At 64.7% G+C, this 24,675-nt stretch carries 21 protein-coding genes and 2 tRNA genes; 12 read left to right on the top strand and 11 right to left on the bottom strand.

Annotation, left to right across the window (positions count from 1 at the left end):
- Positions 1 to 133: 133 nt before the first annotated feature.
- The 3 genes from K6301_RS00705 to K6301_RS00695 all read left to right on the top strand — a co-directional run bounded on the left by K6301_RS00705 (position 134) and on the right by K6301_RS00695 (position 2,136).
- Positions 134 to 1,096: an NAD(P)H-dependent flavin oxidoreductase gene (locus tag K6301_RS00705; protein WP_247218647.1), complete on the top strand. Its 963-nt coding sequence runs from the start codon at positions 134 to 136 to the stop codon at positions 1,094 to 1,096.
- Positions 1,097 to 1,217: 121 nt separating this feature from the next.
- Positions 1,218 to 1,293 (top strand) — tRNA-Thr (locus K6301_RS00700).
- Between the two features lie 120 nt (positions 1,294 to 1,413).
- A complete protein-coding gene (locus K6301_RS00695; RefSeq protein ID WP_247218646.1) occupies positions 1,414 to 2,136 on the top strand; it encodes a 3-keto-5-aminohexanoate cleavage protein in 723 nt (240 codons plus the stop codon).
- Between the two features lie 22 nt (positions 2,137 to 2,158).
- Here K6301_RS00695 and K6301_RS00690 read toward each other — a convergent pair whose 3' ends face one another.
- Complete coding sequence (locus K6301_RS00690) at positions 2,159 to 3,304, bottom strand: AI-2E family transporter (protein ID WP_425475357.1); 1,146 nt, start codon at positions 3,302 to 3,304, stop codon at positions 2,159 to 2,161.
- 344 nt (positions 3,305 to 3,648) lie between these two features.
- On the opposite strand from K6301_RS00690, the gene K6301_RS00685 reads away from it, so the two are divergent.
- Positions 3,649 to 5,349, top strand: coding sequence for a long-chain-fatty-acid--CoA ligase (locus K6301_RS00685; protein ID WP_247218644.1), 1,701 nt, complete (start codon positions 3,649 to 3,651; stop codon positions 5,347 to 5,349).
- 117 nt (positions 5,350 to 5,466) lie between these two features.
- Positions 5,467 to 7,092, top strand: a complete 1,626-nt coding sequence (gene pgi, locus K6301_RS00680; RefSeq protein ID WP_247218642.1) for a glucose-6-phosphate isomerase — start codon at positions 5,467 to 5,469, stop codon at positions 7,090 to 7,092.
- 61 nt (positions 7,093 to 7,153) lie between these two features.
- On the opposite strand, the gene K6301_RS00675 is transcribed toward pgi, so the two are convergent.
- The 4 genes from K6301_RS00675 to K6301_RS00660 all read right to left on the bottom strand — a co-directional run bounded on the left by K6301_RS00675 (position 7,154) and on the right by K6301_RS00660 (position 10,536).
- Positions 7,154 to 8,239: a glycosyltransferase family 4 protein gene (locus K6301_RS00675; protein WP_247218640.1), complete on the bottom strand. Its 1,086-nt coding sequence runs from the start codon at positions 8,237 to 8,239 to the stop codon at positions 7,154 to 7,156.
- A gap of 49 nt (positions 8,240 to 8,288) precedes the next feature.
- The gene (locus K6301_RS00670; RefSeq protein WP_247218637.1) at positions 8,289 to 9,218 is read right to left on the bottom strand and encodes a carbohydrate kinase family protein; all 930 of its coding nucleotides are present in this window, start codon (positions 9,216 to 9,218) and stop codon (positions 8,289 to 8,291) included.
- Positions 9,219 to 9,281: 63 nt separating this feature from the next.
- Entirely contained in the window at positions 9,282 to 9,980 is a 699-nt protein-coding gene (locus K6301_RS00665; RefSeq protein ID WP_134647839.1) for an orotate phosphoribosyltransferase, read from the bottom strand.
- A 130-nt stretch (positions 9,981 to 10,110) separates the two neighbouring features.
- On the bottom strand, positions 10,111 to 10,536 hold the full coding sequence (locus K6301_RS00660; protein WP_160870146.1) for a DoxX family protein: 426 nt from the start codon (positions 10,534 to 10,536) through the stop codon (positions 10,111 to 10,113).
- A 189-nt stretch (positions 10,537 to 10,725) separates the two neighbouring features.
- Between K6301_RS00660 and K6301_RS00655 the strand changes: the two genes are divergently transcribed.
- The 3 genes from K6301_RS00655 (at position 10,726) to K6301_RS00645 (ending at position 13,564) form a co-directional block, all read left to right on the top strand.
- Positions 10,726 to 10,905 (top strand): hypothetical protein, encoded by a 180-nt coding sequence (locus K6301_RS00655; protein WP_247218636.1) that lies wholly within the window; start codon positions 10,726 to 10,728, stop codon positions 10,903 to 10,905.
- Positions 10,906 to 11,002: 97 nt separating this feature from the next.
- Positions 11,003 to 11,707, top strand: coding sequence for a Crp/Fnr family transcriptional regulator (locus K6301_RS00650; protein ID WP_247218634.1), 705 nt, complete (start codon positions 11,003 to 11,005; stop codon positions 11,705 to 11,707).
- A gap of 15 nt (positions 11,708 to 11,722) precedes the next feature.
- Positions 11,723 to 13,564 carry a CHASE2 domain-containing protein gene (locus tag K6301_RS00645; protein ID WP_425475411.1) on the top strand — a complete coding sequence of 614 codons (1,842 nt, stop codon included), beginning with the start codon at positions 11,723 to 11,725 and terminating at the stop codon, positions 13,562 to 13,564.
- Positions 13,565 to 13,582: 18 nt separating this feature from the next.
- Here the strand turns inward: K6301_RS00645 and K6301_RS00640 are convergent, their stop codons facing one another.
- Positions 13,583 to 14,224 (bottom strand): FecR family protein, encoded by a 642-nt coding sequence (locus K6301_RS00640; protein ID WP_247218629.1) that lies wholly within the window; start codon positions 14,222 to 14,224, stop codon positions 13,583 to 13,585.
- Between the two features lie 163 nt (positions 14,225 to 14,387).
- Positions 14,388 to 15,422, bottom strand: coding sequence for a proline racemase family protein (locus K6301_RS00635; protein WP_247218627.1), 1,035 nt, complete (start codon positions 15,420 to 15,422; stop codon positions 14,388 to 14,390).
- A gap of 130 nt (positions 15,423 to 15,552) precedes the next feature.
- On the opposite strand from K6301_RS00635, the gene spdA reads away from it, so the two are divergent.
- Positions 15,553 to 16,359, top strand: coding sequence for a 2', 3'cyclic nucleotide phosphodiesterase SpdA (gene spdA / locus K6301_RS00630; RefSeq protein WP_247218625.1), 807 nt, complete (start codon positions 15,553 to 15,555; stop codon positions 16,357 to 16,359).
- 44 nt (positions 16,360 to 16,403) lie between these two features.
- On the opposite strand, the gene K6301_RS00625 is transcribed toward spdA, so the two are convergent.
- The 4 genes from K6301_RS00625 to K6301_RS00610 form a co-directional block, all read right to left on the bottom strand.
- Positions 16,404 to 17,660, bottom strand: a complete 1,257-nt coding sequence (locus K6301_RS00625; protein ID WP_247218623.1) for an alpha/beta hydrolase — start codon at positions 17,658 to 17,660, stop codon at positions 16,404 to 16,406.
- Positions 17,661 to 17,879: 219 nt separating this feature from the next.
- Positions 17,880 to 17,956, bottom strand: a tRNA-Arg gene (locus K6301_RS00620).
- A 123-nt stretch (positions 17,957 to 18,079) separates the two neighbouring features.
- Positions 18,080 to 19,549, bottom strand: a complete 1,470-nt coding sequence (locus K6301_RS00615) for a sensor histidine kinase (RefSeq protein ID WP_425475356.1) — start codon at positions 19,547 to 19,549, stop codon at positions 18,080 to 18,082.
- 187 nt (positions 19,550 to 19,736) lie between these two features.
- Positions 19,737 to 21,743 (bottom strand): methyl-accepting chemotaxis protein, encoded by a 2,007-nt coding sequence (locus K6301_RS00610; RefSeq protein ID WP_247218621.1) that lies wholly within the window; start codon positions 21,741 to 21,743, stop codon positions 19,737 to 19,739.
- A gap of 424 nt (positions 21,744 to 22,167) precedes the next feature.
- On the opposite strand from K6301_RS00610, the gene rpmH reads away from it, so the two are divergent.
- The 3 genes from rpmH to yidC are packed head-to-tail and all read left to right on the top strand — an operon-like array spanning position 22,168 to position 24,532.
- The gene (gene rpmH / locus K6301_RS00605; RefSeq protein WP_037405882.1) at positions 22,168 to 22,305 is read left to right on the top strand and encodes a 50S ribosomal protein L34; all 138 of its coding nucleotides are present in this window, start codon (positions 22,168 to 22,170) and stop codon (positions 22,303 to 22,305) included.
- A 32-nt stretch (positions 22,306 to 22,337) separates the two neighbouring features.
- Entirely contained in the window at positions 22,338 to 22,730 is a 393-nt protein-coding gene (rnpA, locus tag K6301_RS00600; protein WP_247218619.1) for a ribonuclease P protein component, read from the top strand.
- Entirely contained in the window at positions 22,730 to 24,532 is a 1,803-nt protein-coding gene (gene yidC, locus K6301_RS00595) for a membrane protein insertase YidC (RefSeq protein ID WP_247218617.1), read from the top strand. Before rnpA ends, yidC begins: the two co-directional genes overlap by 1 nt.
- The last annotated feature ends 143 nt before the right edge of the window (positions 24,533 to 24,675 follow it).

The following is a 24,675-nucleotide window of genomic DNA, read 5'->3' as shown; positions in this document are numbered from 1 at the left end:
ACGGCGAATCGCCACAGGCCGCATTCGTTACCATGCCCATTCCCTTTGCTGCCCTGATTTCAGCCTCTTTTCACGTCGCATTCCCGCTGCTATCCTTTTGACGTTTTCGTAAACGTCAAAGAAGGACGTCTTCATGGCCCTGCCCGCGATCCTCAAGGACAAGCTGCGCCTGCCCGTCGTCGCGGCGCCGCTCTTCATCATCTCGCACCCTGCGCTGACCATCGCGCAATGCAAGGCCGGCGTGGTGGGCGCCTTTCCCGCGCTCAACGCGCGCCCGGAAGCGCAGCTCGACGAGTGGCTGGCCGAGATCACGGAAGCCCTCGCGGCGCATGATGCGAAACACCCCGATCGCCCGGCCGCGCCATTTGCCGTCAACCAGATCGTCCACCGCTCCAACAAGCGGCTGGAGCACGACCTGGCGATGTGCGTGAAGTACAAGGTGCCGGTCGTCATCTCCTCGCTGGGCGCGGTGCCCGAGGTCAACGCCGCGATCCACTCCTATGGCGGCATCGTGCTGCACGACGTCATCAACAACCGCCACGCCAATTCCGCCATCCGCAAGGGCGCCGACGGGCTGATCGCCGTGGCGGCCGGCGCGGGCGGCCATGCGGGCACGCTCTCGCCCTTTGCGCTCGTCCAGGAAATTCGGGAATGGTTCGACGGACCCCTGTTGCTCTCCGGTGCCATCGCGACCGGCGGCGCGATCCTCGCGGCCCAGGCGATGGGCGCCGACATGGCTTATATCGGCTCGCCCTTCATCGCCACGACCGAGGCCCGCGCCAACGAGGCCTACAAGCAGATGATCGTCGACAGCGCCGCCGCCGACATCGTCTATTCCAACTATTTCACGGGCATTCACGGCAACTACCTGAAACCCTCCATCGCCGCCGCCGGCATGGATCCGGACCACCTGCCGGAGGCCGACCCCTCGAAAATGGATTTCGAGACGGCAACATCGGGCGCCAAGGCCTGGAAGGACATCTGGGGCTGCGGCCAGGGCGTCGGCGCCATCAAGTCCGTGGCCCCGACCGCCGAACTCGTCGCACGCTTGGAGCAGGAATATGCCGCCGCCAGGGCCCGCATCGCCGCCGGTTGAACCGCTGCGCACGCCATAGCGCGGGAAAAATGCGGAAGTTGAAACTCACCGCTTGAAATCTCCGCGCATAGCGGTTATCAGCGCACCCATTCCGGTCCCGGCACGCTTCGGGACCATGAAGGCCGCTTTAGCTCAGTTGGTAGAGCACGTCATTCGTAATGACGGGGTCACGTGTTCGAGTCACGTAAGCGGCACCATTTCCCTCCCTGACACTTTTTAATTTCTGCGCACCGCGTCCGGCTGGCGTTTCACGGCTCTGTGCGACCTTGCGAACTCTTTGGGCGCCGCTAGACTGTTGTCGTTGCTTGGAGCTCGCGATGATCGTACAGGCTTGCTTGAACGGGGCGCGGCCCCGCGATTACCATCCGCGCCTGCCGACGACCCCGGATGCCATGGCTGCCGATGGGGCGGCCTGCGTTGTGGCGGGTGCGGCGGAGTTGCACATCCATCCGCGCGGTCCAGACGGGCGCGAAAGCCTGGAGGCCATCGATGACACGATGCTGGCCATGCGGCGCGCCTGCCCGGGAACGCTTGTCGGCGTATCGACGGGTGCCTGGATAGAGGGCGACGTGGAGCGGACGCGGGACTGCATCTCCCGCTGGCGCGTGCTGCCCGACTATGCCTCGGTCAATCTGTCGGAGCCGGATGCGCCTGCCGTCATCGGGTTACTGCATCAGATGGGTGTCGGCGTGGAGGCGGGCCTGGCCACCGTTGCCGATGCCGAACGGCTGGCCTCGCTTGCGGATCGCCACCGTGTCTTTCGCGTGCTCATAGAGATCGAGGCGCAGGATCCTGCCGGGGCCGATGCGATTGCCGATGGCATCGCGCGTGTTCTTGCGCGCGCCGATATTGTTCGACCGATCCTGCTTCACGGTTTCGACGACACGGTCTGGCACTTCGTTGCCCGGGCGCGTCAAAAACGCTGGTCCACCCGTGTTGGACTGGAAGACGGACGCCTGCTCATGAACGGCGAACAGGCGTCCGGCAACACGGAACTGGTTGCCGAAGCCGCCGCCCTCTATCGCCGGAGCGCTACGTAAACGACGCGGCGAGCGTTCGTCGTCAGCTGACGTTGCGCCCGCGCTCGGACAGGTCCGGCGTCTGCGGGCGGGCATCCAGGCGGATCGTGGCGGGCGGATCCGTCGCCTCGATTTCCCGGATCCATTCGCGCCAGATCGCGACCAGCAGGGCCATCAGGACGGGACCGATGAACAGGCCGAGGAAGCCCATGGTCTTCACGCCGCCGATCAGGCCGAAGAAGGTGGGAAGGAACGGCAGCTTGATCGGACCGCCGACGAGACGCGGGCGCAGCGTCTTGTCCACGATGAAGAGTTCCACCGAGCCCCAGATGAAGAGCGCTAGGCCGGCGATGGGCGAGCCGCTGGATACCAGGTAGATCGAGACCAAGGTGAAGGAGAGCGGCGCGCCGCCGGGGAAGAGCGCCATGACGCCGGTGAGGACGCCGAGCGTGACGGCCGAGGGCACGCCGGCGATCCAGTAGGCGACGCCGAGCACGATGCCCTCGCCGATGGCGATCAGCGTCATGCCCGTGACCGTGGAGCTGATGGTGGCGGGAACGATGCGCGAGATGCGCTCCCAGCGCATCGGCAGGATGCGCTCGCCGAGGCGATCCACCTGGGCGGCGAAGGACCGGCCGTCGCGATAGATGAAGAACAGCGCGATCAGCATGAACAGCATGGCGAGCAGCAGGCCGAAGGCCTTGCCGCCGGCCGCGAGCGCCACGCGGTAGATATTGCCGATATTGGCGCCGCTGACGATCTGCGTCAGTTCGCCGATCGCGCCGGGATGATCGAGGAAGCGCGTCCACTGCATATCGAGCCAGCCGCCGATGACGGGCAGCGCGCTGATCCAGTCCGGCGTGGGCGCACCCGTGCGATTGGTCTCGACCGCCCAGCCGATCCACTCGCGGATCTCGTGGAAGGCATAGGTCGACGCGAACATGATCGGCCCGACGATGAAACCGAGAATGAGAAGGATCGCGATGGAGGCGGCGATCGTGCGGTTGCCGTTGAGCTGGACGAGCAGGCGCGAATAGAGCGGCCAGCTGGCAAAGGCGATGACGAGGGCGGCCAGCACGGGGACCACGAAACCATGGAAGAAGTAGATGCCTGCCAGCACGATGAGGACAAGCAGCCAGCGCGCCGCCGATGTCGGCGAGATGAGCGCCGCTCCACTCGGGCGCGCCACACCGATCAGCCGGGGCTCATTTCTGCGATGTTCCGATTGCGGCAAACTCGTCTACTCCATTGCGGCCGGTACAGGCCGGGCCTCTAGATAAGGTCTATCCGAAGAATGTTAAACATATACGTGGTTTTTTCGTTGCCGGCGCGGTGAGACGCCGCAGCCGCCCGGCCTCACGAAAAAGCTATCGGGCCAAGAGCGGCGATTGTTGACGTTTACGTCAATGTAAGATAGCCATGGTGCTTGATGGCGCCCGCCAAAAGCATCATCTTGTTCGCACCGATGGTTGGAGGACCATTCGGTGACCGCAGGACGGACGATGCCCCACGCGCCCACGAGGAGGAGCCCCAATGTCGGCCATAGAACAGAAGCCATCCACCGAAGCGTCCGGCCGTTTCTGGCTCGCGTCCTATCCAGAGGGCATGGCGCAGACGATCGCACCGCTTGGCCATTCATCGATCGGCGCGCTGGTGGAAAGCTGCTGCGCCCGCTTTGCCGAGCGCCCCGCCTTTACCAGCATGGGCAAGACGCTCACCTTCCGCGACTTCGAGGCAGCCTCCAAAAAGGTCGCGGCCTGGCTGCAGGCGCAGGGGCTAGCCAAGGGCGACCGCGTCGCGGTGATGATGCCCAATATCCTGCAGAACCCGGTCGTGATCTTCGGCATCCTGCGCGCCGGTCTCGTCGTGGTCAATGTCAATCCGCTCTACACGCCGCGCGAGCTGGAACATCAGCTGAAGGATTCGGGCGCGAAGGCGCTGTTCGTGCTGGAGAATTTTGCCGGCACCGTGGCGCAGGTCGTCTCGCGAACCGCCGTTCGCCATGTCGTCGTCACCACGATGGGCGACATGCTCGGCCTCAAAGGGCTGATCGTCAATCTCGTGGTGCGCAAGATCAAGAAGCTCGTGCCCGCGTGGTCCCTGCCGGGACACATTCCCTTCAAGCAGGTCATGGCCGAGGGAGCGCACGCCACCTTGAAGCCGGCGGACATTTCGCCTGGCGATACGGCCTTCCTGCAATATACCGGCGGCACGACGGGCATCTCCAAGGGCGCGACACTCACCCACGCCAACCTGCTTTCCAACATGGAGCAGATCAAGCTGTGGATCGAGCCGGTCTTCCGCCTCAAGAAGCGGCCCGAGCAGCTCGTCTTCGTCTGCGCGCTGCCGCTCTACCATATCTTCGCGCTCACCGTGAACGGCCTGATGGGCATCGCGCTCGGCGGCCACAACGTGCTGATCGCCAATCCGCGCGACATCCCGGCCTTCGTCAAGGAACTGGGCAAGTACCGCGTCCACATCTTCCCCGGCCTCAACACGCTGTTCAACGCCATGATGAACAACCCGGATTTCCAGAAGCTGGACTTCTCCGAGCTGGTGCTGACGCTCGGCGGGGGCATGGCGGTGCAGCGGCCCGTCGCCGAGCGCTGGCAGAAGATCACGGGTTGCGCGGTGACCGAAGGCTACGGCCTGTCGGAGACTTCGCCGGTCGCCACCGCCAACCGCTTCGACAGCCCCGATTTCACCGGCACGATCGGCCTGCCCCTGCCCTCCACCGATATCGAGATCCGCGACGACGAGGGCAAGACGCTGGCGCTCGGCGAGGTCGGCGAGATCTGCATCCGCGGGCCGCAGGTCATGGCCGGCTACTGGCAACGGCCGGACGAAACGGCAAAGGTGATGACACCGGACGGTTTCTTCCGCTCCGGCGATGTCGGCTTCATGACCGCGGAAGGCTATACCAAGATCGTCGACCGCAAGAAGGACATGATCCTCGTTTCCGGTTTCAACGTCTTCCCCAACGAGGTGGAGGAGGTGGCGATGTCGCTGGCCGGCGTGCTGGAATGCGCGGCGATCGGCGTGCCCGACGAGCATTCCGGCGAGGCCGTGAAACTCTTCGTCGTCAAGAAGGACGACGCCCTGACGGAAGCCGACGTGAAGGCCCATTGCGTCGCCAACCTGACGAACTACAAGCGGCCGAAATTCATCGAATTCCGCACTGAACTTCCGAAATCCAATGTCGGCAAGATCCTTCGCAAGGACCTCCGGGGCTGACGCAGCCCCGGTTAAACCGATTTAATTTTTTCGCGGAAGGCGCATTTGCGGTCTTGATTTGCGCCCTCCAAAGCGACTAGCTAACCGGCATCGTCCCAAGGCCCGAGGAACACGCCGATGAACGCGCTTGTCGAAAAGCTGAAATCCATCGTTCGCGAGACCAATGCCACAGACATAAGGGCGGCCTTCGCGGCCGATCCGCAGCGGTTCGCCCGCTACAGCGTCACGCTCGAAGACTTCCTCTTCGATTATTCCAAATGCGCGGTGAACGACGCCGTGCTGGACGGTCTGGAAGAGCTTGCCCGCAAGGCCGGAGTCGAGACGAAGCGCGACGCGATGTTTGCGGGCGAGATCATCAACATCACCGAAGAGCGCGCCGTGCTGCACACGGCCTTGCGCAACCGCGCCAACACGCCCGTCCTCGTCGATGGCAAGGATGTCATGCCCGACGTCAATGCCGTGCTCGATGCCATGGGCGCGTTTTCCGATGGCGTGCGCTCCGGCGTCCTGAAAGGCGCGACGGGCAAGAAGATCACCGACGTCGTCAATATCGGCATCGGCGGCTCGGACCTCGGGCCCGTCATGGCGACGCTGGCGCTGGCGCCCTATCACGACGGGCCGCGCCTGCACTTCGTCTCCAACATCGACGGCGCGCATATCGCCGACACGCTGAAGCTGCTCGACGCGGAAACGACGCTGTTCATCGTCGCGTCCAAGACCTTCACCACCATCGAGACGATGACCAATGCCGCGACCGCGCGCAGGTTCATCGCAGACGCGCTGGGCGAGGCCGCGGTCGGCAGCCATTTCTGCGCGGTCTCGACGGCGCTCGACAAGGTCGCGGCCTTTGGTATTAGCGCCGAACGCGTCTTCGGATTCTGGGACTGGGTCGGCGGCCGCTATTCGATCTGGTCGGCCATCGGCCTGCCGCTGATGATTGCCATCGGCAAGGAGAACTTCACCGATTTCCTGGCCGGCGGCCATGCGATCGACACCCATTTCCGCACCGCGCCGATCCGCGAAAACATTCCCATGCTGCTCGGCCTGATCGGCTATTATCACCGCAACGTGCTGGACTATCCCTCGCGCGCGATCCTGCCCTATGACCAGCGGCTGTCGCGCTTTCCCGCCTATCTCCAGCAGCTCGACATGGAATCGAACGGCAAGTCGGTGACGATGGATTCCACGCCCGTCGAAGGCCAGACCGGCCCGGTCGTGTGGGGCGAACCCGGCACGAACGGCCAGCATGCCTTCTACCAGCTGATCCACCAGGGCACGGCCATCATTCCGGCCGAATTCATGATCGCGGCCAACGGCCACGAAAAGAGCCTGCGCCACCAGCACCAGCTGCTGATCGCCAATTGCCTTGCGCAGTCGGAGGCGCTGATGAAGGGCCGCAGCTTCGCGGAGGCGAAGGCGCAGCTCACCGCCAAGGGCATGGACGAGGCAAAGGCCGACCGAATCGCGCCGCACCGCGTCTTCTCGGGCAACCGCCCGTCGATCACCATGGTCCACGACAGCCTCACACCCTTCGCGCTCGGCCGGCTGATCGCGCTCTACGAGCACCGCGTGTTCGTCGAAGGCGCGCTCTTCAACATCAACTCCTTCGACCAGTGGGGCGTGGAGCTCGGCAAGGAGCTGGCGACGGGCTTGCTGCCTGTCGTTGAGGGCAAGGAAAGTGCTGCCGGACACGACTCCTCCACCGCCGGCCTCGTCGCCGCACTGCTGAAGGCGGCGAAGTAGCAAACGTTCTCTTTGCCGCATTGTCCGACGCCGAAGCGATCCCGCTTCGGCTGGACATGCCCTAGCGAAGGCTGAGGCGGCGTGACGCAAAAGAACCGCGCGGCACGCGGGCGAGATTGCCCAGAAATTCCAGCGCGCAGGCGCGCCAGCTATAGGTCGCGGCCCTGTTGAGCGCGACGTCCTTCGGGATGTCGAGCGCGGCGAGCGCCGCCGCCCGCAGGTCCTCCGACAAGGCGCCGGCATCGCCCAGCACGTCGCGCGGGGCCGTTACCGGGAAGGCGGCGACGGGAACGCCGCTGGCAAGCGCCTCGAGCATGACATTGCCGAACGTATCCGTGCGGCTCGGGAAGACGAAGACGTCGGCGGAGGCATAGATGCTCGCCAGTTCCTCGCCGGTCTTGCGGCCGAGGAAATGCACATCGGGATAACGCTGGCGCAGCATGGCAAGGTCGGGCCCGTCGCCGACGACGACCTTGCTGCCCGGCAGGTCGAGACCGAGGAAGGCCGGCAGGTTCTTCTCCACCGCGACACGCCCGACATTGAGGAAGATCGGCCGCGGCAGGCCGAGATCGCGGCGCCTGGCGGGATCGAACAGCTTGGTATCCACGCCGCGCGACCAGCGCTTGATGCGCACGAAACCGCGCGCCGCCATTTCCGCACCCAGCGATTTCGTCGCCACCATCATGCCTTCGCCGGCATTGTGGAAACGGCGCAGCCACCAATAGCTCCAGCTTTCGGGAACGGGTAGGCGGGCGCTGATGAATTCGGGAAACCGTGTGTGATAGGCCGTCGTGAAGGGTAGCCGGCGGCTGAGGCAGGCACGGCGCGCCGCCATGCCGAGCGGGCCCTCGGTGGCGATATGGATATAGTCGGGCGCGATCGCCTCGATCTCGGCGAGCACGCGCCGCGCGGAGGCAAGCGCCAGACGGATTTCCGGATAGGACGGCAGCGGCACGGTCGCGAACTTTTCCGGGGTGAGAAAGACGACCTCGACCCCCTCCTCCGCCATCGAGCGCGCCAGCTCCTCCAGCGTGTGCACGACGCCGTTCAGTTGCGGCCGCCACGCATCGGTGACGACGAGCACGGTGGGTGCCCGTGCATCAGGGTTAACGGAGGCATGCTGGTCGGGGACGTGCTGTTCTCGCATGCCCCCTTTGACCACGTTGCGATGACAGCCGCGTGAACGTGGCTGCCGATCAGGCGAGGCCGATCTCGTTCGCCCAGGGGGGATTGGCGCCGGCGCGGGAAACCGTGACGGCCGCGGCCTTGGCGCCGAGCGCCAGCGCCTTTGCGATCTGCGCCTCGTCGAGTCTCGCCACCTGTTGCTTGGTGAGGAGGTTCTGCATCTTGAGCGAGGCCAGCACGCCGGCATCGAATGTGTCGCCGGCACCGACCGTATCGACGACGCTGACGCGTTCGCTCGGCACCGTGACCTTGTGCTCAGCCGTATAACCGACCGCGCCGTCGGCGCCACGGGTCACGACGACGAGCCTGGCGCCGTGGTGCAGCCAGTAACGGGCGAGCGCATCCTCGTCGCCATCGAGACCGAACCAGGCAAGGTCCTCATCGGAGAACTTGACGATATCGGCCATCGCCGCCATCCGGCGGATGCGGGCCATATGGGCGTCCTTGTCCTTGATGAAGCCGGGGCGGATGTTGGGATCGAGCGAGATGACGCGCTTTTCGTGCTCGCGCTCGAGGAGCGCCTCATAGGTGGTGCCGCAGGGTTCCGGGATGAGGCTGATCGCGCCGAAATGCAGCGCCTCGCATGTATCGCCCAGTGCCGGAAGCTCGGCCTCGGTGATCATGCGGCCGGCCGTGCCCTCGTCGTAGAAGGCATAGGTCGCGTGGCCGTCGACCAGTTTGACGAAGGCGACCGTGGTGGGCCGCGACAGCGTTGCGCAATAGCTGTAATCGACGCCGCTTTCACGCAGCGTCTTGCGCAGGATGTCCCCCATCATGTCATCCGACAGGCCGGTGAAGAAGCCCGTGGGCACGCCGAGGCGGCCGAGCGCGATGGCCGTGTTGAAGATCGCGCCGCCGGCATAGGGTGCATAGGCATCCTCGCCGAGCGTCGTTGTCCGCGGCAGCATGTCGATCAGCGCTTCACCACAACACAGGATCATCGAAAGTCCTCCAACCGAATTTCAATCGATTTAAACAATCACGGCGGAAAGCGCCAGCGCTTTTTAGGATGTCGGCAGTTCCGAGACGCCGCCATGGGCGGCCGACCAGGCCAAGGGCGCATCGAAGAAGGCGGAGACGGAGGCGAGCGTCGCATCGTCGAAGAGCTTTTCCTGCCGGGCGACGGCCAGAACATCGCGCCAGGTCGCGACGTGATGCAGCTTCACGCCGCCATTGGCATAGCGCGCCTCGGCTTCCTTGAAGATGCCGTAGTAGAACAGCGACATGCCGTGATCGACCACGCCGCCGGCCGCGCGGATCGCGTCGATGAAGGTGAACATGGAGCCGCCGACCGTTACGAGGTCCTCGATGACGAGCACGCGCGCGCCTTCCGCCATCACGCCCTCGATCTGCGCATTGCGGCCGTGGCCCTTGGGCTTCTTACGCACATAGATCATCGGCAGGCTGAGACGGTCGGCAAGGAGGGCGGCGAAGGGAATGCCGGCCGTCTCGCCGCCGGCGATCACGTCGATACGCTCGAAGCCGACATTGCGGGTGAGGGTCGCGGCGGCGAAATCCATGATGGCCGAGCGGATGCGCGGGTAGGACAGGAGCTTGCGGCAATCCATATAGACCGGGGAGGCCATGCCGGAGGCGAGCTTGTAGGGCTCTTCCGGGCGGAAATGCACCGCCTTGATCTCCCAAAGCATGCGGGCCATCAGCTCCGCCATCACATCTCGGTCCGGAAAGGAATTGGAAAACATCGGCATCTCCCGCAGGGTTCTATCCCCGTGCGCATAGCAGCAAGAGTGGCGGCTTTCCAGCGTTCAGACAACGAAAAACCCTTCCCGGGGACCGGGAAGGGTTTCTGGAGGATCAGAGGGATAGTCGGGTTCAGGCTGCGCGGCGGGCGTCGACCGAGATCGAGCCGGGGCCGAAGGCGGCAAGCACGAGGAAACCGCCGGCAATCGTGATGTTCTTCCACATCATCAGGCCGTTGAAGACCGTGAGCAGGCCGTTTGCGCCTGCCGGGAAGTCCGGAATGTTGATCGCGCCGCTGTGGAATGTCAGCGCGGTGAACACACAGAAGGCAGCGAGCAGGTAAGCCGCGATCTTCGTCTGGAAGCCGACGAGGATGAAGAGGCCGCCGACGAGTTCGAAGATACCGGCGATGTAGGCGAGCGCGGTTGCGGCCGGCAGGCCGGCACCGGTGATCATGCCGGCGGTGCCGGCGGGATCGGTCAGCTTGCCAAAGCCCGACGTGATGAACATGAGGGCGAGGAGGATGCGTCCGACGAGGACGACGGCGTTCTGCGGCATGGAAAGCTCCTGAGGCTTCGTTGTTTGCGTTGACGACAGAGATAACAGCTTTCATTCGTCAAGCTAGCCGGTCGTTCGGAAGACAGATTGTTCACTTTTTGAGAACGCCCCCGCCCCTGTTTCCCCAGGAACAGACCGGGCATGGGACGGTGCGAGAAAGGCGCCTGTCGCCCGCCTGCCGGAGAGATCATGCGCCTGATCCTGCTCGCCCTCGCTCTTGCCGCCGTTTCCTTCACGTTTACGGCTGCGGGCGCGTCCTCCGATGAAGGCTATCGCGCGCACGACCCGCAGAGCTGCGTCACCAAGCGCTTCCGCGTGGCGGATGCCCATGGAAGGACCGTCACAAAGCGCGTGCGCATCTGCGGCTGACAACCGCCAGGGCACGTTCTTTTCTGTTGCATGCGCCCGGCCGCTGGGCGAAGATTTCCGCCGGCTGGCGTATTTCGGCCGGCCGGGGGCAGCGGACATGAACGAGATCAACAAGAGTGCCGCATTCTGGCGCTCCTTTCCGATTTTCGAGGGTTTCAGCAAGGAGACGATCGGCGATATCGCGGCGATCGCGACCTATCGCAAATGGCCGGCGGGAACGGTGATCTTCCAGCGCGGCGACGAGGGCACCTATCTCATCGTGCTGGTGACCGGCCGCATCAAGCTCTCCCTCATCACGCCACAGGGCAAGGAACTGTCGCTGCGCCAGCTCGAACCCGGCGCCGTGCTCGGCGAGATGGCGATCCTCGACGGCCAGCCGCGTTCGGCGGATGCCACGGCGGCGGTGGCGACGGAGGGCTACGTCATCGCCAAGCGCGATTTCCTCGACCTGCTCGCCCGTAACCCGGCCGCCGCGCAGGCGGTCATCCACTATCTCTGCACCAAGCTGCGCGAAACGACGGAGCAGCTCGAAACCATCGCGCTCTACGATCTCGATGCGCGGGTCGCCCGCTTCTTCCTCGCCACGCTGCGCAACATCCACGGCGAGGAGCTGCCCGATAGCGCCAATCTCCAGATCGCGCTGAGCCAGACGGAAATCGCCGGCATCCTCGGTGCGAGCCGGCCGAAGATCAACCGCTCGATCCTCGCGCTGGAGGAAGCCGGCGCCATCCGGCGCAAGGACGGTATCATCCAGTGCCATGTCGGTCGGCTTTACGGCATCGCCGAGCCGGACGACGACTAGGCTGCCGAGAGAATGATCGCAAAGAAATACAGGCCCCTTGCCGCCGGCCTCATTGCCAGCCTTGCCGGCGCACTGGCGCTTCTTGCCCTGGGCGAGACGGCGCTGGAGCGGCAGCGCGAGTTCTATTTCGACGCGCTCACCCAGGCCGTTCCGGCCGCGCGGAGCGACCGCATCGTCGTCGTCGATATCGACCGAAAGGCCTTCCAGAGCGTGCCGAACCGCGACTGGACGCGCGCCGAGACAGCGACGCTCGTCGAACGGCTTGCGGCCGCCAAGCCCACCGCCATTGCCTTCGACTTCATCTTCAGCACGGATTGCGCGCCCGACGTGCCGGCCAATGCCGCGCTCGCGGACGCCATCGGCAAGGTGCCGACCGTCCTCGGTTTCCTGATCGGCGAAACGCTTGACGGTGCGCCGCATCCCGTGCCGAAGCTCGCACTGCACCGGCCCGTCAACGTGCCGGACCTCTGGTTCATCGAGGGCACGGAAAGCTCGTGCACCTTCCTGCAGGATCGCTCGACGGCAGCAGCCGCCGCCTTTCTGGTCGGAGACGAGGATGCGGTGGTGCGCCGCGTGCAGGCCTATGCGATCGTGGGCAACGCGGCCTATCCGGCGCTCGGCGTGGAGGTGGCGCGGCTTGCGGCGGGCGCCCGCACACCCGTGCTGGGTGGCGACCCCACATGGCTGCGCCACGACGGCCGCGTGTTGCGGCTCGACGAGGACGGCAGCCTGCGCTTCGTTGCAAGCGGTGCCGCGACCATCGCCGCACGCACCTTCTCGGCCGCCGATTTGGTGGCCGGCACTGTCCCGGCGGAGACGCTTGCCGGCAAGGTCGTGCTGATCGGCAGCAGCCTGCCCAATCTGGGTGGGCTGCGCACCAGCGCCTCCATGCCGCTCGAGCCGTCCGTACAGATCCACGCCGATCTGGCGGATGCCATCCTGACCGATACCATTCCCACGCGCGATCCGCTTCTGCCGCCCGTCGAAGCGGGCTTTGCGCTGCTTGCAGGTGCTGCGGCGGCGCTTGCGGCCGCACGTCTGCGGCCGCTCGGTGCCGCGGTTGCCGGCCTCGCCCTGGTCGGTCTCGTCTTCGGCGCGTCGGTGCTGCTCTACGCCCGCACCGCCCTGCTTTCCGATGCGATCGGCGTGTCGCTCATCGTCGCCACGGCCGCCCTCGTCACCGGTCTCATGCAATATGCCCATGTGCGGCGGGCGGAGGCGACGGCCCGGCAGCGCTTCGCGCAATATCTGCCGCAATCCGTCGTCTCGCGCTATATCGACAATCCCGACATGGGGCGCGTGGCGGGCGAGGCGCGGCAGGTCACGGCACTCTTCACCGATATCGAGGGCTTCTCCACGCTGGCGCAGAAGATCGGCCCGCACGATCTCGTCAAACTGCTCGACATCTACTTCGCCGAGGTCAACGCGCTCGTTGCCCGCCACGGCGGCATGGTGGACAAGGTGGTGGGCGATGCGGTGCACGCGCTCTTCAACGCGCCGGATGATCTGGAAGGCCATGTCGACAAGGCGTTGGCCTGCGCCGACGACATCCGCGCGCTGACCGAGGAGATGCGCCACCGGCCACTCTTCCTCGAACAGGCCTTCGGCCGGACCCGGATCGGCATCGAGACGGGTGATGCCGTGCTCGGGGAAGTCGGTGCCGGCGGCAAGCTCGACTACACCGCCCATGGCGACGCAGTAAACCTCGCCGCGCGGCTGCAGGACGCCAACAAGTTCCTGGGGACGCAGATCTGCGTCGGGCCGCGCGCGGCGGGCGAAGCCAGCCGGACACTCCGGCCCATCGGCCGCCACGAGATCCGGGGCTTCGGGACGATGGAGCTGTTCACGCTCGACTAGAACACGTGATCCGCAGCCTTATCCGGCGCCCACACTGGCATAGGCTTCGCGGATGCGCGCCTCGCTCCATCGGGCCACGGCCGTGGGTGCGGCGCCGGGTGCGGCGAAATCCACGCCCTCGCCGCGGCCGACCCGTCGCGTCACGCCACCGCCCGTGACCTCGACCAGCCCATGTTCCACGAAGACGGCGAAGGCGGCACCGCGGCTCGGGCCGGCGAAGAACTTGGTGCCGCGCACGCCGATCATGCCGAAGGCGGTGCGCATGGTGAAGTCGATCTTGGCGAGGCCCTCCGCGCGGTCGAACATCATCTGGCCGGTGCCAAGTTCGATCGTTCCGCCCTGCCCGGCGATGAAGCTGTCGATCAGCAGTTCGGTCTCGCTGCCCAAAAGCAGGCTCGTCTCCTCGCCGAGCGCCAGGGCCGCGAAGCTCTCCTTGCCCGTTGTCACGAAGTCGCGGTCCATGAGGTTCGCGCCGGCGCTCAGGCCTTCCAGATGGCCGGCCTGCCGGCGCGTGACGTCGCCCGTGATCTTCACGGCCTTGCCGATGACGGTGCTGGCCCACGCCGCGCGAACGCCCGCCCCCATGAGCGCAAGCGCGCCCCCGGCCAGGAAAAGCCGACGCCCGAAAAGAACTGGGTTCAGTGCATGGAGCGGTCGCATGACATGTCTTTCGCTTCGATATAGGTGGCGCGGACTTGAACCGATGGCGGGCGCGGCGTCAACCGCTCCCAGCACTGGATCATCCCCTTATGCGCCGATCCGGCCGCGCCCTCTGTTTCCGAGGAGACATCTCCATTCTGCCGGGCGCAAGCCCGGTGCCCGGTCAGACGATCTCGCCGGCCTGGGGACCCCAGGTGTCGGTCATGGCGAAACCGTTTGCCAGCGGATCGGTCGGATCGAGCGCGATCTGGTGCAAGCCGAACGTCCAGCCGCGGCCGGTGATGCTGGGGATGATCGCCGGGCGGCCGGCAACCACGGCCTCCGCCTCCAGCCCCACCTCGAACTCCGTGCCGATGATCGAACGCGAGCGGAACGTGTCGCCGACCTTGGCAAGGCCGCGGGCATGAAGCGTGGCGAGGTTGGCGGAATTGCCGGTGCCGCAGGGCGAGCGGTCCACGCGGCCCGGCCACATGGTGGTGGCGGTGCGCACGAGACCATCGGGGTCGCGATCGCGGAACATGACATAGGCGATGCCGCTGATCTCGGGGATCTCGGGATGGACGACCTTCATGGCGCGGTTGATGAGATCCTTCAGCACCATGCCGGCATCCACCAGCGTGCGTGCATTGGCCTTGTCGATCCTGGTGCCGATCTGATCGACATCCACAAGCGCATAGAAGATGCCGCCATAGGAAATGTCGAAGCGCACGCGGCCCCAATGGGGCGTGTCGATCTCCACGTCCAGCGCTTCGACGAAGGACGGCACCATGGTGAGCCGGACCTTCTCGCAGCGCCCGTCGCGGCAGGTGGCCGTCGCCTTAACGAGGCCGGCGGCCGTGTCGAGCACGACAACCGTCTCCGGCTCCTTCATCTCGACGATGCCGGATTCCAGAAGCGCCGTGGTCACGCAGATCGAATTCGAGCCCGAGGAGGCATGCGCCTGGTCGGCCTGGAGGATGATGAACCCGGCATCGGCCTCCGGGCGCTTGGCGGGCAGCAGCAGGTTCACGGAACCCGTCGCCGCCGCGCGCGGCTCCAGGCAGAGAAAGCGGCGCAGGCTGTCATCGACCGTGTTGATGTGATGGAGCTGCTCGGCGATCGTGTTGCCGGGGATCTTCGGCACGCCGCCGATCGCCACCTTGCCGATCTCGCCCTCGCAGTGAACGTCCAGCAGCTGGATCGTGCGCTTCCATCTCATGTCGTTCTCTCCGCTTTCACCGGCCGGCCGGCTTTCCTATTCTGATATATCAGATTATCGCCCGTTCCAACCGCTTTTCACGCTGCCGGTTTGCGCGATACGAAAGGGTCGGCGCAGCACGGGATCCTTCATGACAAAACTCATCGTCTTCACCGACCTGCACATGGTGCCCGACGGCGCCCGGATCATCGGCCTCGACCCGTATGCCAGGCTGCTCGCGGGCATCGAGCACGTCAATCGCCATCATGCGGATGCCGACCGGGTGATCTTCATGGGCGACCTGACACATCGGGCCGATACGCCCTCCTACGAGCGCCTGCGGGACCTGCTCTCGCTGCTGACGCCGCCGGCCGCCATCACCATCGGCAACCACGATCATCGCACGCGTTTTCTCGAGACCTTTTGCCATGTGCAGCCGGACGAAAACGGCTTCATCCAGCAGGTGATCGATTTCGACGACTGCCGCGCCGTGCTGCTCGACACCCTGTTTGCCCCGCCCTACGACTATCCGATGAGCCATGCGGGCTATCTGTGCGAAACGCGCCTCGCCTGGTTCGACCGGGCGCTGGTCGGCGCAGGCGGGCGGCCGGTGCTCGTTTTCATGCACCACCCGCCGCACAAGACGGGCTTTACCGGCATGGACGCCATTCGCCTGGGCAACGAGGACGCCTTCTACGAACTCGTGCTGAAACACGGCAATGTCCGCCATATCTTCGCCGGCCACGTGCACCGCACGATCGGGGGATCGCATCGCGGCATTCCCTTCTCCATCTTCAAGAGCCCCGTACACCAGCAGCCGATGCCTTTCGACACGCCGGACACCTCGCTCTCGGTGGACGAGCCGGCCGCCTACGGCATCGTCGTGGTGACGCCGGAGGGGCTGCAGGTGCACAACGAGGATTACGAGATCGCCGGGCGCGACGTGGACATCGCCTGACGGCCGTTCACGCAGCGACGGAGCGGCCCGGACAGGCCGCCGCATCACTGGCCCACAGCGGTCGTCGTGGTGTCTTCGACGGAGTTGCCGAGGCGCCGCCACTGGTCGTTGTAGTTGCGGCGCGTCACCGGATCGAAGACGGCGATGGGTGTCGAGACCGCGATGCTCGCGGCGCTGCCGACGGTCTGCGCCGTGCCGAGCGCGACCGCGCCGATGCGCTCGCCGAGACCGACTTCGGAATCGGTCACCGACTGGCCGTCGATCAGGCGATTGCCGATGAGGCGAACCACTTCCGGGCTTTCGGCGAACTTTCCGTGGTTCAGCCGGTCGCCGGATTTCAGCGCCGTCAGATCGAGCACGGTAATGCCCTGCTTTTCCAGCATGGTGCGGTAGGGCTCTTCGGCCGGATTGATCTGGCCGAGCCGGTCGATATTGCCGGAGATGCGGCGCGACAGCGTCAGCGCGCGGTCATCTCGCGACACGAAGAGTGTGAAGTTCGGGCGATCCTTCTTGTCTCTGCCGATGGCCCGCATCTGCTGGCCGAACACATCGACGTCGAGATCGGGCGACGCGAGAATGACCTGCTGGATCTTCTTCGGCACACGGCCGTCGCGGATCGCCATCTGGCGCAAGGTCTCGACGGCAAGCCAAGTCCCCATGGAATGCGCCATGATGGTGATTTCACCGACTTGCGGCGTGTTGACGGCAGCCCGCAACAACTCCTCCAGCGCATCGCGCGAATAGTTGGTGCTTTCCTTGTCGTAAGAGTAATCGAAGATGCTGGCGCGCGAAGGCCAGGTGAAGATGACAGGCGCGGCATCGGTCTTGGAATCATGCACGATCTGCGCGAAGCGATAGACGGCATCCTCATAGCGATTGTTGAAGCCGTGCACGAAGATCAGGACCCGACGGCTCTTCGGCAGGTTCCGGCCGAGCCAGCCATTGGCTGCCTTCGCGCCGTCGATCGGCTTGACGCTGACCGTGGAGAAATCCTTCATCGGATCGGCCGGCAGCTTCTTGGGCCATTGCACCTGGCCGACCTTGCGCTTGTCGTCAGGCGGTATCGAGACGACGATGTCGCTGACCGCGAGTTCCGAGCCGCGCTCGCCGGAAAAGAGAACGCCGGGCTGGCTGGACGGCGCGCGCGTGGTGGCGACCAGCAGATCGACGGTGGAAACGCCCGGGGCGACCTTGCCGCTCGGCACCAGAACGCCCTCCGGCCGGCCGGCACAACCGGCCAGCACGATGAGCCCGGCGAATATCGCCTTTCGCACCATGCGCGGCACCTCGCGGTTCGTCATGTCCCGCTTCCTTCACTTTCCCGTTTCGCCGGCGCCTGACAGCTCCGTCCGATCCTGCTTAGCCGAGCGGCAGGCGCTTTTGAAGAGAAGCCGCGTCGGGGCACGATCACAGCCGCGCGAGGGACCGCCCCCCGTGACATATCGGTCACGGCAAAAACGGCTCATGACCGCGGCAGAGGCGCGTGACTATCAGCGGTTTGCAGAATGTGGATTGAAGAATGGCGCACCCGAAGAGATTCGAACTCCTGACCCCCAGATTCGTAGTCTGGTGCTCTATCCAGCTGAGCTACGGGTGCGCTGGCAGTGGCGGGCGTATTGCCCGGCTGCGAGGCGGTTCTCTAAAGGGTGCTTCGGGTTATTGCAAGCGCCTTTCGGAGAAAAATGTATTTTTTTCATTGCGGCGCCCTGTGCCGACGCGGTCAGGCGCGGTGGCGGAAGGCATCCAGCGGGACGGGGCGGTCGGGAAGCTCGATGCGGAAAAGCGTGCCCGGCGTGACCTTTTCCACAAGCGCGATGGTGCCGCCATGCGCCAGCACGAGCTCGCGCGCGATCGCAAGCCCCAGACCCGTGCCGCCGGAGCGGGCGGAGCCGCGGAAGGCCGTGAACAGGTTCTCCCGCGCCTTCTGCGGCATGCCGGGCCCGTTGTCCTCGATGGCGATGGAGACGACGCTGCCGGTGCGAATGCCCGTCACGATGACCGCCCGTCGCTCCACGGAAATCTCCTGCGACAGCGCTTCCACCGCGTTGCGGCAGAGATTGTGGATGACGCGGAAGAGCTGCTCGCCATCCGCATCGACCTGAAGGGCAGGCTCGACCTCGACGATGAAATCGATGTCGCCGCGCGTGTCCAGAGCCAGAACTTCGGAGACCTCCTGCACCAGCGGCCGCAGCGAAACGAATCGGCGGCGCGGTTCCGGCTCACGCATGCGGCCGTAGGACATGACCTCGTTGGTGTAACCGACGGCGCGGTCGATGCTGCGCAGAAGTTTTGGCGCGACGCGCTTGACCACGGGATCGTCGACATCCGACAGGCGGTCGGACATCAGCTGCGCGGAGGAGAGGATGTTGCGCATGTCGTGGTTGATCTTCGAGACCGCGAGGCCGAGGTCCGCCAGGTTCTTCTGTTCTTTCAGCGTGCGCTGCAGGGTCTGTTGCATGGCCGCCAGGTGGATGCCTGCGACGGCGATCTCATCGCGCCCGCCCGACGGGCGTAGGACGCGGGCGGGGTTGGACGGATCGGCGGCGAATTCGCGGATATTGGCCGTCATGCCGCGCACCGGGCGGATCAGCAGGCGGTTGAGCGCGAAGAAGATCGGGGCGGCCGTGACGAGCGAAATGAAAAGCGAGAGGAAGAACACGTTGCGCGCATAGCGCAGCATGGCGCGGCGCAGGGCGCCATCTTCGAGAAGCAGCTCGATGCGCGTGGTCGTCTCGCCAACGGGCCCGTAGACGCGGATGATGCGGTCGCCGCCGAAAAGCAGCGTATCGAAGGCATCGTAGACGGCGGCCGGCGTCGAGACATCCGAGAGATCGTATTGCTCATCGACGGTCGGCGGCATCTCGACAGCGGCGACCATGCGCGAGGCATCGGCCTTCTTCAGCACGATCGCCTTTGCACCCGTCGCCATCAGCGTCTCTTGCTGCACGGAGCGCGGCAGTTCCTGATCCGGCAGCCCTTCGATGACGACGCTGGCCGCCGCTGCGGTGTTCAGGCGGTCACGCAGCCACATCAGCCGCATATTGGCGACCGACGGCACGAAGATCAGGATTTCCGCGATCAGCACGAAAATCGCCGTCACGAGGAGGAGCCTGCCGGAAAGCCCCGACAGGAAACCAACTTTCGGCACCGGCATCTCGGCCAAGGACGGCGTCCCGTCTCTGTCCACCATGTCTCAACTCCCGGGCCCGGCCACATGATGCGCCACTGCCAACGCACCGCTCTGCGGTGCGTTCTCGATAACGACCGCTAGCCAATTATAGGAGATTACGGCAATTTTTCCAACGGAGCGCAGGACAACGAAAAACGCGGCGATCTCGCGACCGCCGCGTTCTATTTCCAGGCGCGCGCGCCGTTGATCAGAACTCTTCCCAGTTCTCCTGGACCGCGGCGGCAGACGTGGCCGCGGCGCCGCCACCGAAGGCGCGGGCAACATTGCCCATCATGCGGCGGGCCGGTGATTCGACCGGGCGCGTCTCTGTACGGGCGACAGCGATGCGTGGCAGCGCGTCGCCGGTGCGGAAGCGGGCGACCAGGTCGGCGAGGCCGTCGGCTTCCGCCTTGAGCTTATGGGTCGCGGCCGAGGTCTCCTCGACCATGGCGGCGTTGTGCTGGGTAACCTGGTCCATCTGGTTGATGGCGGTGCTGACTTCCTGAAGGCCGGTCGCCTGCTCGCGGGCGGCGGTGGCGATGGAGTGGATGCGATCGTTGATGGTCACGACGCGGCCCTCGATGTCGGTCAGTGCGGCACCCGTCTCCTGCACGTATTTGACGCCAACCGACACCTCGTCGGAGGACTTGGTGATCAGACCCTTGATGTCCTTCGCGGCGCTGGCGGCACGCTGTGCGAGTTCGCGGACTTCCTGCGCGACCACGGCGAAACCCTTGCCGGCCTCGCCCGCACGGGCGGCCTCGACGCCGGCATTGAGCGCCAGCAGGTTGGTCTGGAAGGCGATCTCGTCGATTACCGAGATGATCTGGCTGATCTCCGACGAAGCCTGCTCGATACGGCCCATGGCATCGATGGCGTTGCGCACGATGGTGCCGGACTGCTTGGCGCTCTGGGTTGCCTCGGCGACCATGCGGCTCGCCTCGCCCGCCTGGTCCGTCGAATTCTTCACGGCGACGGTGATCTCGTCGAGCGCGGCGGAGGTTTCCTCAAGGGCCGCGGCCTGCTGCTCGGTGCGCTTGGACAGATCGTCGGATGCGGTGCGCAGCTCGCCGGAATTGGCGTTGATCGCATCGGTGGACGACCGCACCTCGCGCATCGTGCGCTGGAGCGTGGCGAGTGTCGTGTTGACGTTCTGCTGCAGTTCGGCGAAGGCGCCGCGGAAACTGCCGCTCATGGTCTGCGTGAGGTCGCCCTCGGCCAGCGCGCCGATGACGCGGCGGGTTTCGGCAATGCCTTCCTCGACGCTGGCGACCAGTTCGTTGACGCTGCTTGCGAAACGGTTGAGGTCGTCGTTGTCGTAATCCTTGCTGATGCGCGAGGAAAAGTCACCGGCTGCGGCGGCATGGACGACGGTGGCGATGGAGGACTGGAGGTCGGCGCTCTTCTCGCGCAGAACCTGTTCCTGCGCATTGAGATCCCGTACGGTGATGGCGTTCTGGCGGAAGACGGCGACGGCGGCCGCCATTTCGCCGATCTCGTCCTGACGGCCCGCATAGGGCACTTCCGTCGCGAGGTCGCCGCCCGCAAGGCGGTTCATCGTGTCCGTGACCTTCTGGATCGGCCGGCTCAGCTCGTTGGTCGCGATGTAAAAGGCCGCACCGCCACCGGCGGCCAGACCGACGCCGATCGTGCCCAGCACCAGGGTGAGCATCAGTGTTTCGAAAGCGGCGACGTCACTTTTGATGGCGCTCAGATTGGCGTTGTCGGTTTCGACAACGGCGTCGATTTCCTTCTGGAACGCCTTGCGGTTGGCCCGGTTGCTCTCGTTATTGCCTTGCTCATTGGCAGCGGCAGGCGAAACCTGCGTACCCAGCCGTGCCGTTTCCGAGCGGAAGGTGCGGAAGTCGGCGGCACGGGCCACGACGGCCTCGAAGGCCGCCTTCTGGGATTCCGGCACCAGCGGGCGCCAGTCGTTCAGCGTCTTGTCGATGCCATCGAGTTCCTTGCTGATGCCGTCGGCGAACTTCTTCGCATTCTCGCTGTCCTTGGAGGCGTAGATGCCACGGGCTTCCATCACCACGGCGGTGACCTGGCGGTTCAGATGCTCGCCGAGAAAGGCCCGGTCCGAGGCGTTCTGGTAGCGCTCGAGCTTTGCACTGTACTCTGACACGACATGAACGGCGATGCCGCCGACGAGCACAGAAATGAGCCCCATCACGCCCACGATGAGATAGATTTTTCCCCGAATTTTCACATCATGCTCCACTAGGTAAGCGGTACGGCAAGATGGCACGATCCAGCTCACCCCCTCGGGACAAATTGTAAATTTCAAAGGTTAATTAGATTTTTATGAAAATCCCCCGGATGTTGGGCATTCACGGGTTCACGGAGCAAATATTGAAGAAGAATGGCCGGTATTTTTGTCTCATGCCGCTCGTTTTACACCGGCGAAAGCGTTAAAGCGCAAAAAATCGCACAACCCTAGAGGGAAGGACATTAACGATTGCGACCGGCCGCTCTCCCGCAGGGTCGCAATTGACTTTCGACCGTTTTTGCCCTTATAAGCCGCCCACGTTCGGAAAGCTCGGCTTCCCGTGAGGGGATAACCGTTGCCGGACAGAAACGCTGCTTGCTAAAACGCAAACCCAAGAAGGGCCGCACACCGCGGTATTAAATAAATGTCCAAGCGTACCTACCAACCCTCCAAGCTTGTCCGCAAGCGTCGTCATGGCTTCCGTGCCCGCATGGCAACGAAGGGCGGCCGCAAGGTCCTCTCCGCTCGCCGCGCACGCGGTCGCGCTCGTCTCTCGGCTTAAGCCGTGCCTGCCCGAACAGAGGCGACGGGCATATGACGAAAACTGTTGGAAAATCCGCTGTCGGACGGCTGAAAAGCCGTCCGCAGTTTCTTTTTGTGCGCGAGGGCGAGCGCCGCAAGGGACCGCTGTTCCTTCTGGAAGTGCGCGACCGGCAGATGCCGGAGGAAGCGCCCCGCGTCGGCTTCACCGTTACGAAGAAGCATGGCAATGCCGTCGAGCGCAATCGCATGCGCCGCCGCCTCAAGGAGGCGGTGCGGCTATCCGCCGGGTTTGCAATGGAGCCCGGACACGACTATGTGGTTGTCGCCAGACGGGACGTGTTGCACGCGCCCTTCAAAACCCTCGAAGCGAGCCTGAAAGACCGGATCGCAACAGGTAAGAAACAGAAGCGGCAGCGATCCTCAGCTGCTCCCGGGAAAGAGTGATGGAAAAGAACCGCAATTATTTCGTGGCGATCGCACTGTCCGTGCTGATCCTCGTCGCCTGGCAGTTCCTGTATGTGAACCCGAAGCTGGAAAAGGATCGCGTCGCGCTGGAAGCCCAGCAGGCTGCCCAGACCCAGCAGCAGACAACGACGACGACGGCCGACGGCACGACGCCTGCGGTGAGCACGAGCGGGACGCTGCCCAGTGCGACGGCGACGGGCACGGCCACCGAGGCGCGTGACACGGCGCTTGCGAAATCCGCGCGCATCGAGATCGACACGCCCGCGCTTGCCGGCTCCATCAACCTGACGGGCGCACGCTTCGACGACCTGAAGCTCAAGGAATTCCATGAGACGGTCGACAAGTCGAGCCCGATCATCACCCTGCTCAGCCCGGCCGAAACCGAACACGGCTACTTTGCCGAGATCGGCTATGTGGGCAGCGATGCGACCGGCACGGTTCCGGGTCCCCAGACGGTGTGGACGCAGGACGGTGCCGGCAAGCTGACGCAGACGACCCCGGTGAAGCTGACCTTCACCAACGACAAGGGCGTTACCTTCGCCCGCACGGTCTCGGTCGACGAACATTACATGTTCACCATCACCGACAGCATCGAGAACCGCACGGATGCACCCATCGCGCTGTCGCCCTATGGCCGCTCGACGCGCTTCTTCAAGCCGACCGATCCGTCGGTCTACGTGCTGCACGAAGGCTTCATCGGCGTGCTCGGCGAGCTCGGCCTGCAGGAAGTGAAGTACAGCAAGACCGAGGACAACACGACCGTCACGCCCGGCAAGGCGACCGGCGGCTGGCTCGGCATCACCGACAAGTACTGGGCGACGGCGCTCGTTCCGCCGCAGGCCACGCCCTATGAGACGCGCTTCTCGCACTTCACCGACGGCCGTTCGCGCTACCAGGCGGATTATCGCCAGGACGACATCACCGTCGCGCCGGGCCAGACGATCGAAGTCAAGAACCTGTTCTTCGGCGGCGCCAAGGAAGTGCCGATCATCGACCAGTACGAGAAGACCTATGCGATCCCGCAGTTCGACCTGATGATCGACTGGGGCTGGTTCTGGTTCTTCACCAAGCCGATGTTCCAGCTGATGGACTTCTTCTTCCGCTACTTCGGCAATTTCGGCATCGCGATCCTCATCACCACGATCGTCGTGAAGGGCCTGTTCTTCCCACTCGCCAACAAGCAGTACGCTTCCATGGCGAACATGAAGAAGATGCAGCCGAAGATGGAGGAACTGAAGGCCAAGCACGGCGACGACCGCATGGCGCTGCAACAGGCCATGATGCAGCTCTACAAGGAAGAGAAGATCAACCCGCTGGCCGGCTGCTGGCCGATCCTCTTGCAGATCCCGGTGTTCTTCGCGCTCTACAAGGTCATCTACGTGACCATCGAGATGCGGCATGCACCGTTCTTCGGCTGGATCCAGGACCTGTCCGCGCCCGATCCGACCTCGATCTTCAACCTGTTCGGCCTGCTGCCGTTCGCGGTGCCGCACATGCTGATGATCGGCGTGTGGCCGATCATCATGGGCATCACCATGTTCCTGCAGATGCGCATGAACCCGACGCCGCCGGATCCGACCCAGGCGATGATCTTCACTTGGATGCCGTTGGTCTTCACCTTCATGCTGGCGACCTTCCCGGCCGGCCTCGTGATCTACTGGGCCTGGAACAACACGCTCTCGATCATCCAGCAGGCGATCATCATGAAGCGCCAGGGCGTGAAGATCGAGCTGTTCGACAATCTCAAGAGCCTGTTCGGGAAGAAACCGAAACCATCCTGACGACAGATCAGACGACGATTGCAAAACCCGGCCTCGCGCCGGGTTTTCTTTTGCCACGGCACCACTGCCATCGCTGAGCTGACGGCGCCGCGCTTGACATTCGCTGCCAAAACCGGGAAGCGGAGGGCCTGAGACAAAGGCAG

Source organism: Shinella oryzae, assembly GCF_023038235.1.
Lineage (GTDB): Bacteria > Pseudomonadota > Alphaproteobacteria > Rhizobiales > Rhizobiaceae > Shinella > Shinella sumterensis.
This window is presented reverse-complemented; position numbering and strand designations above follow the sequence as displayed.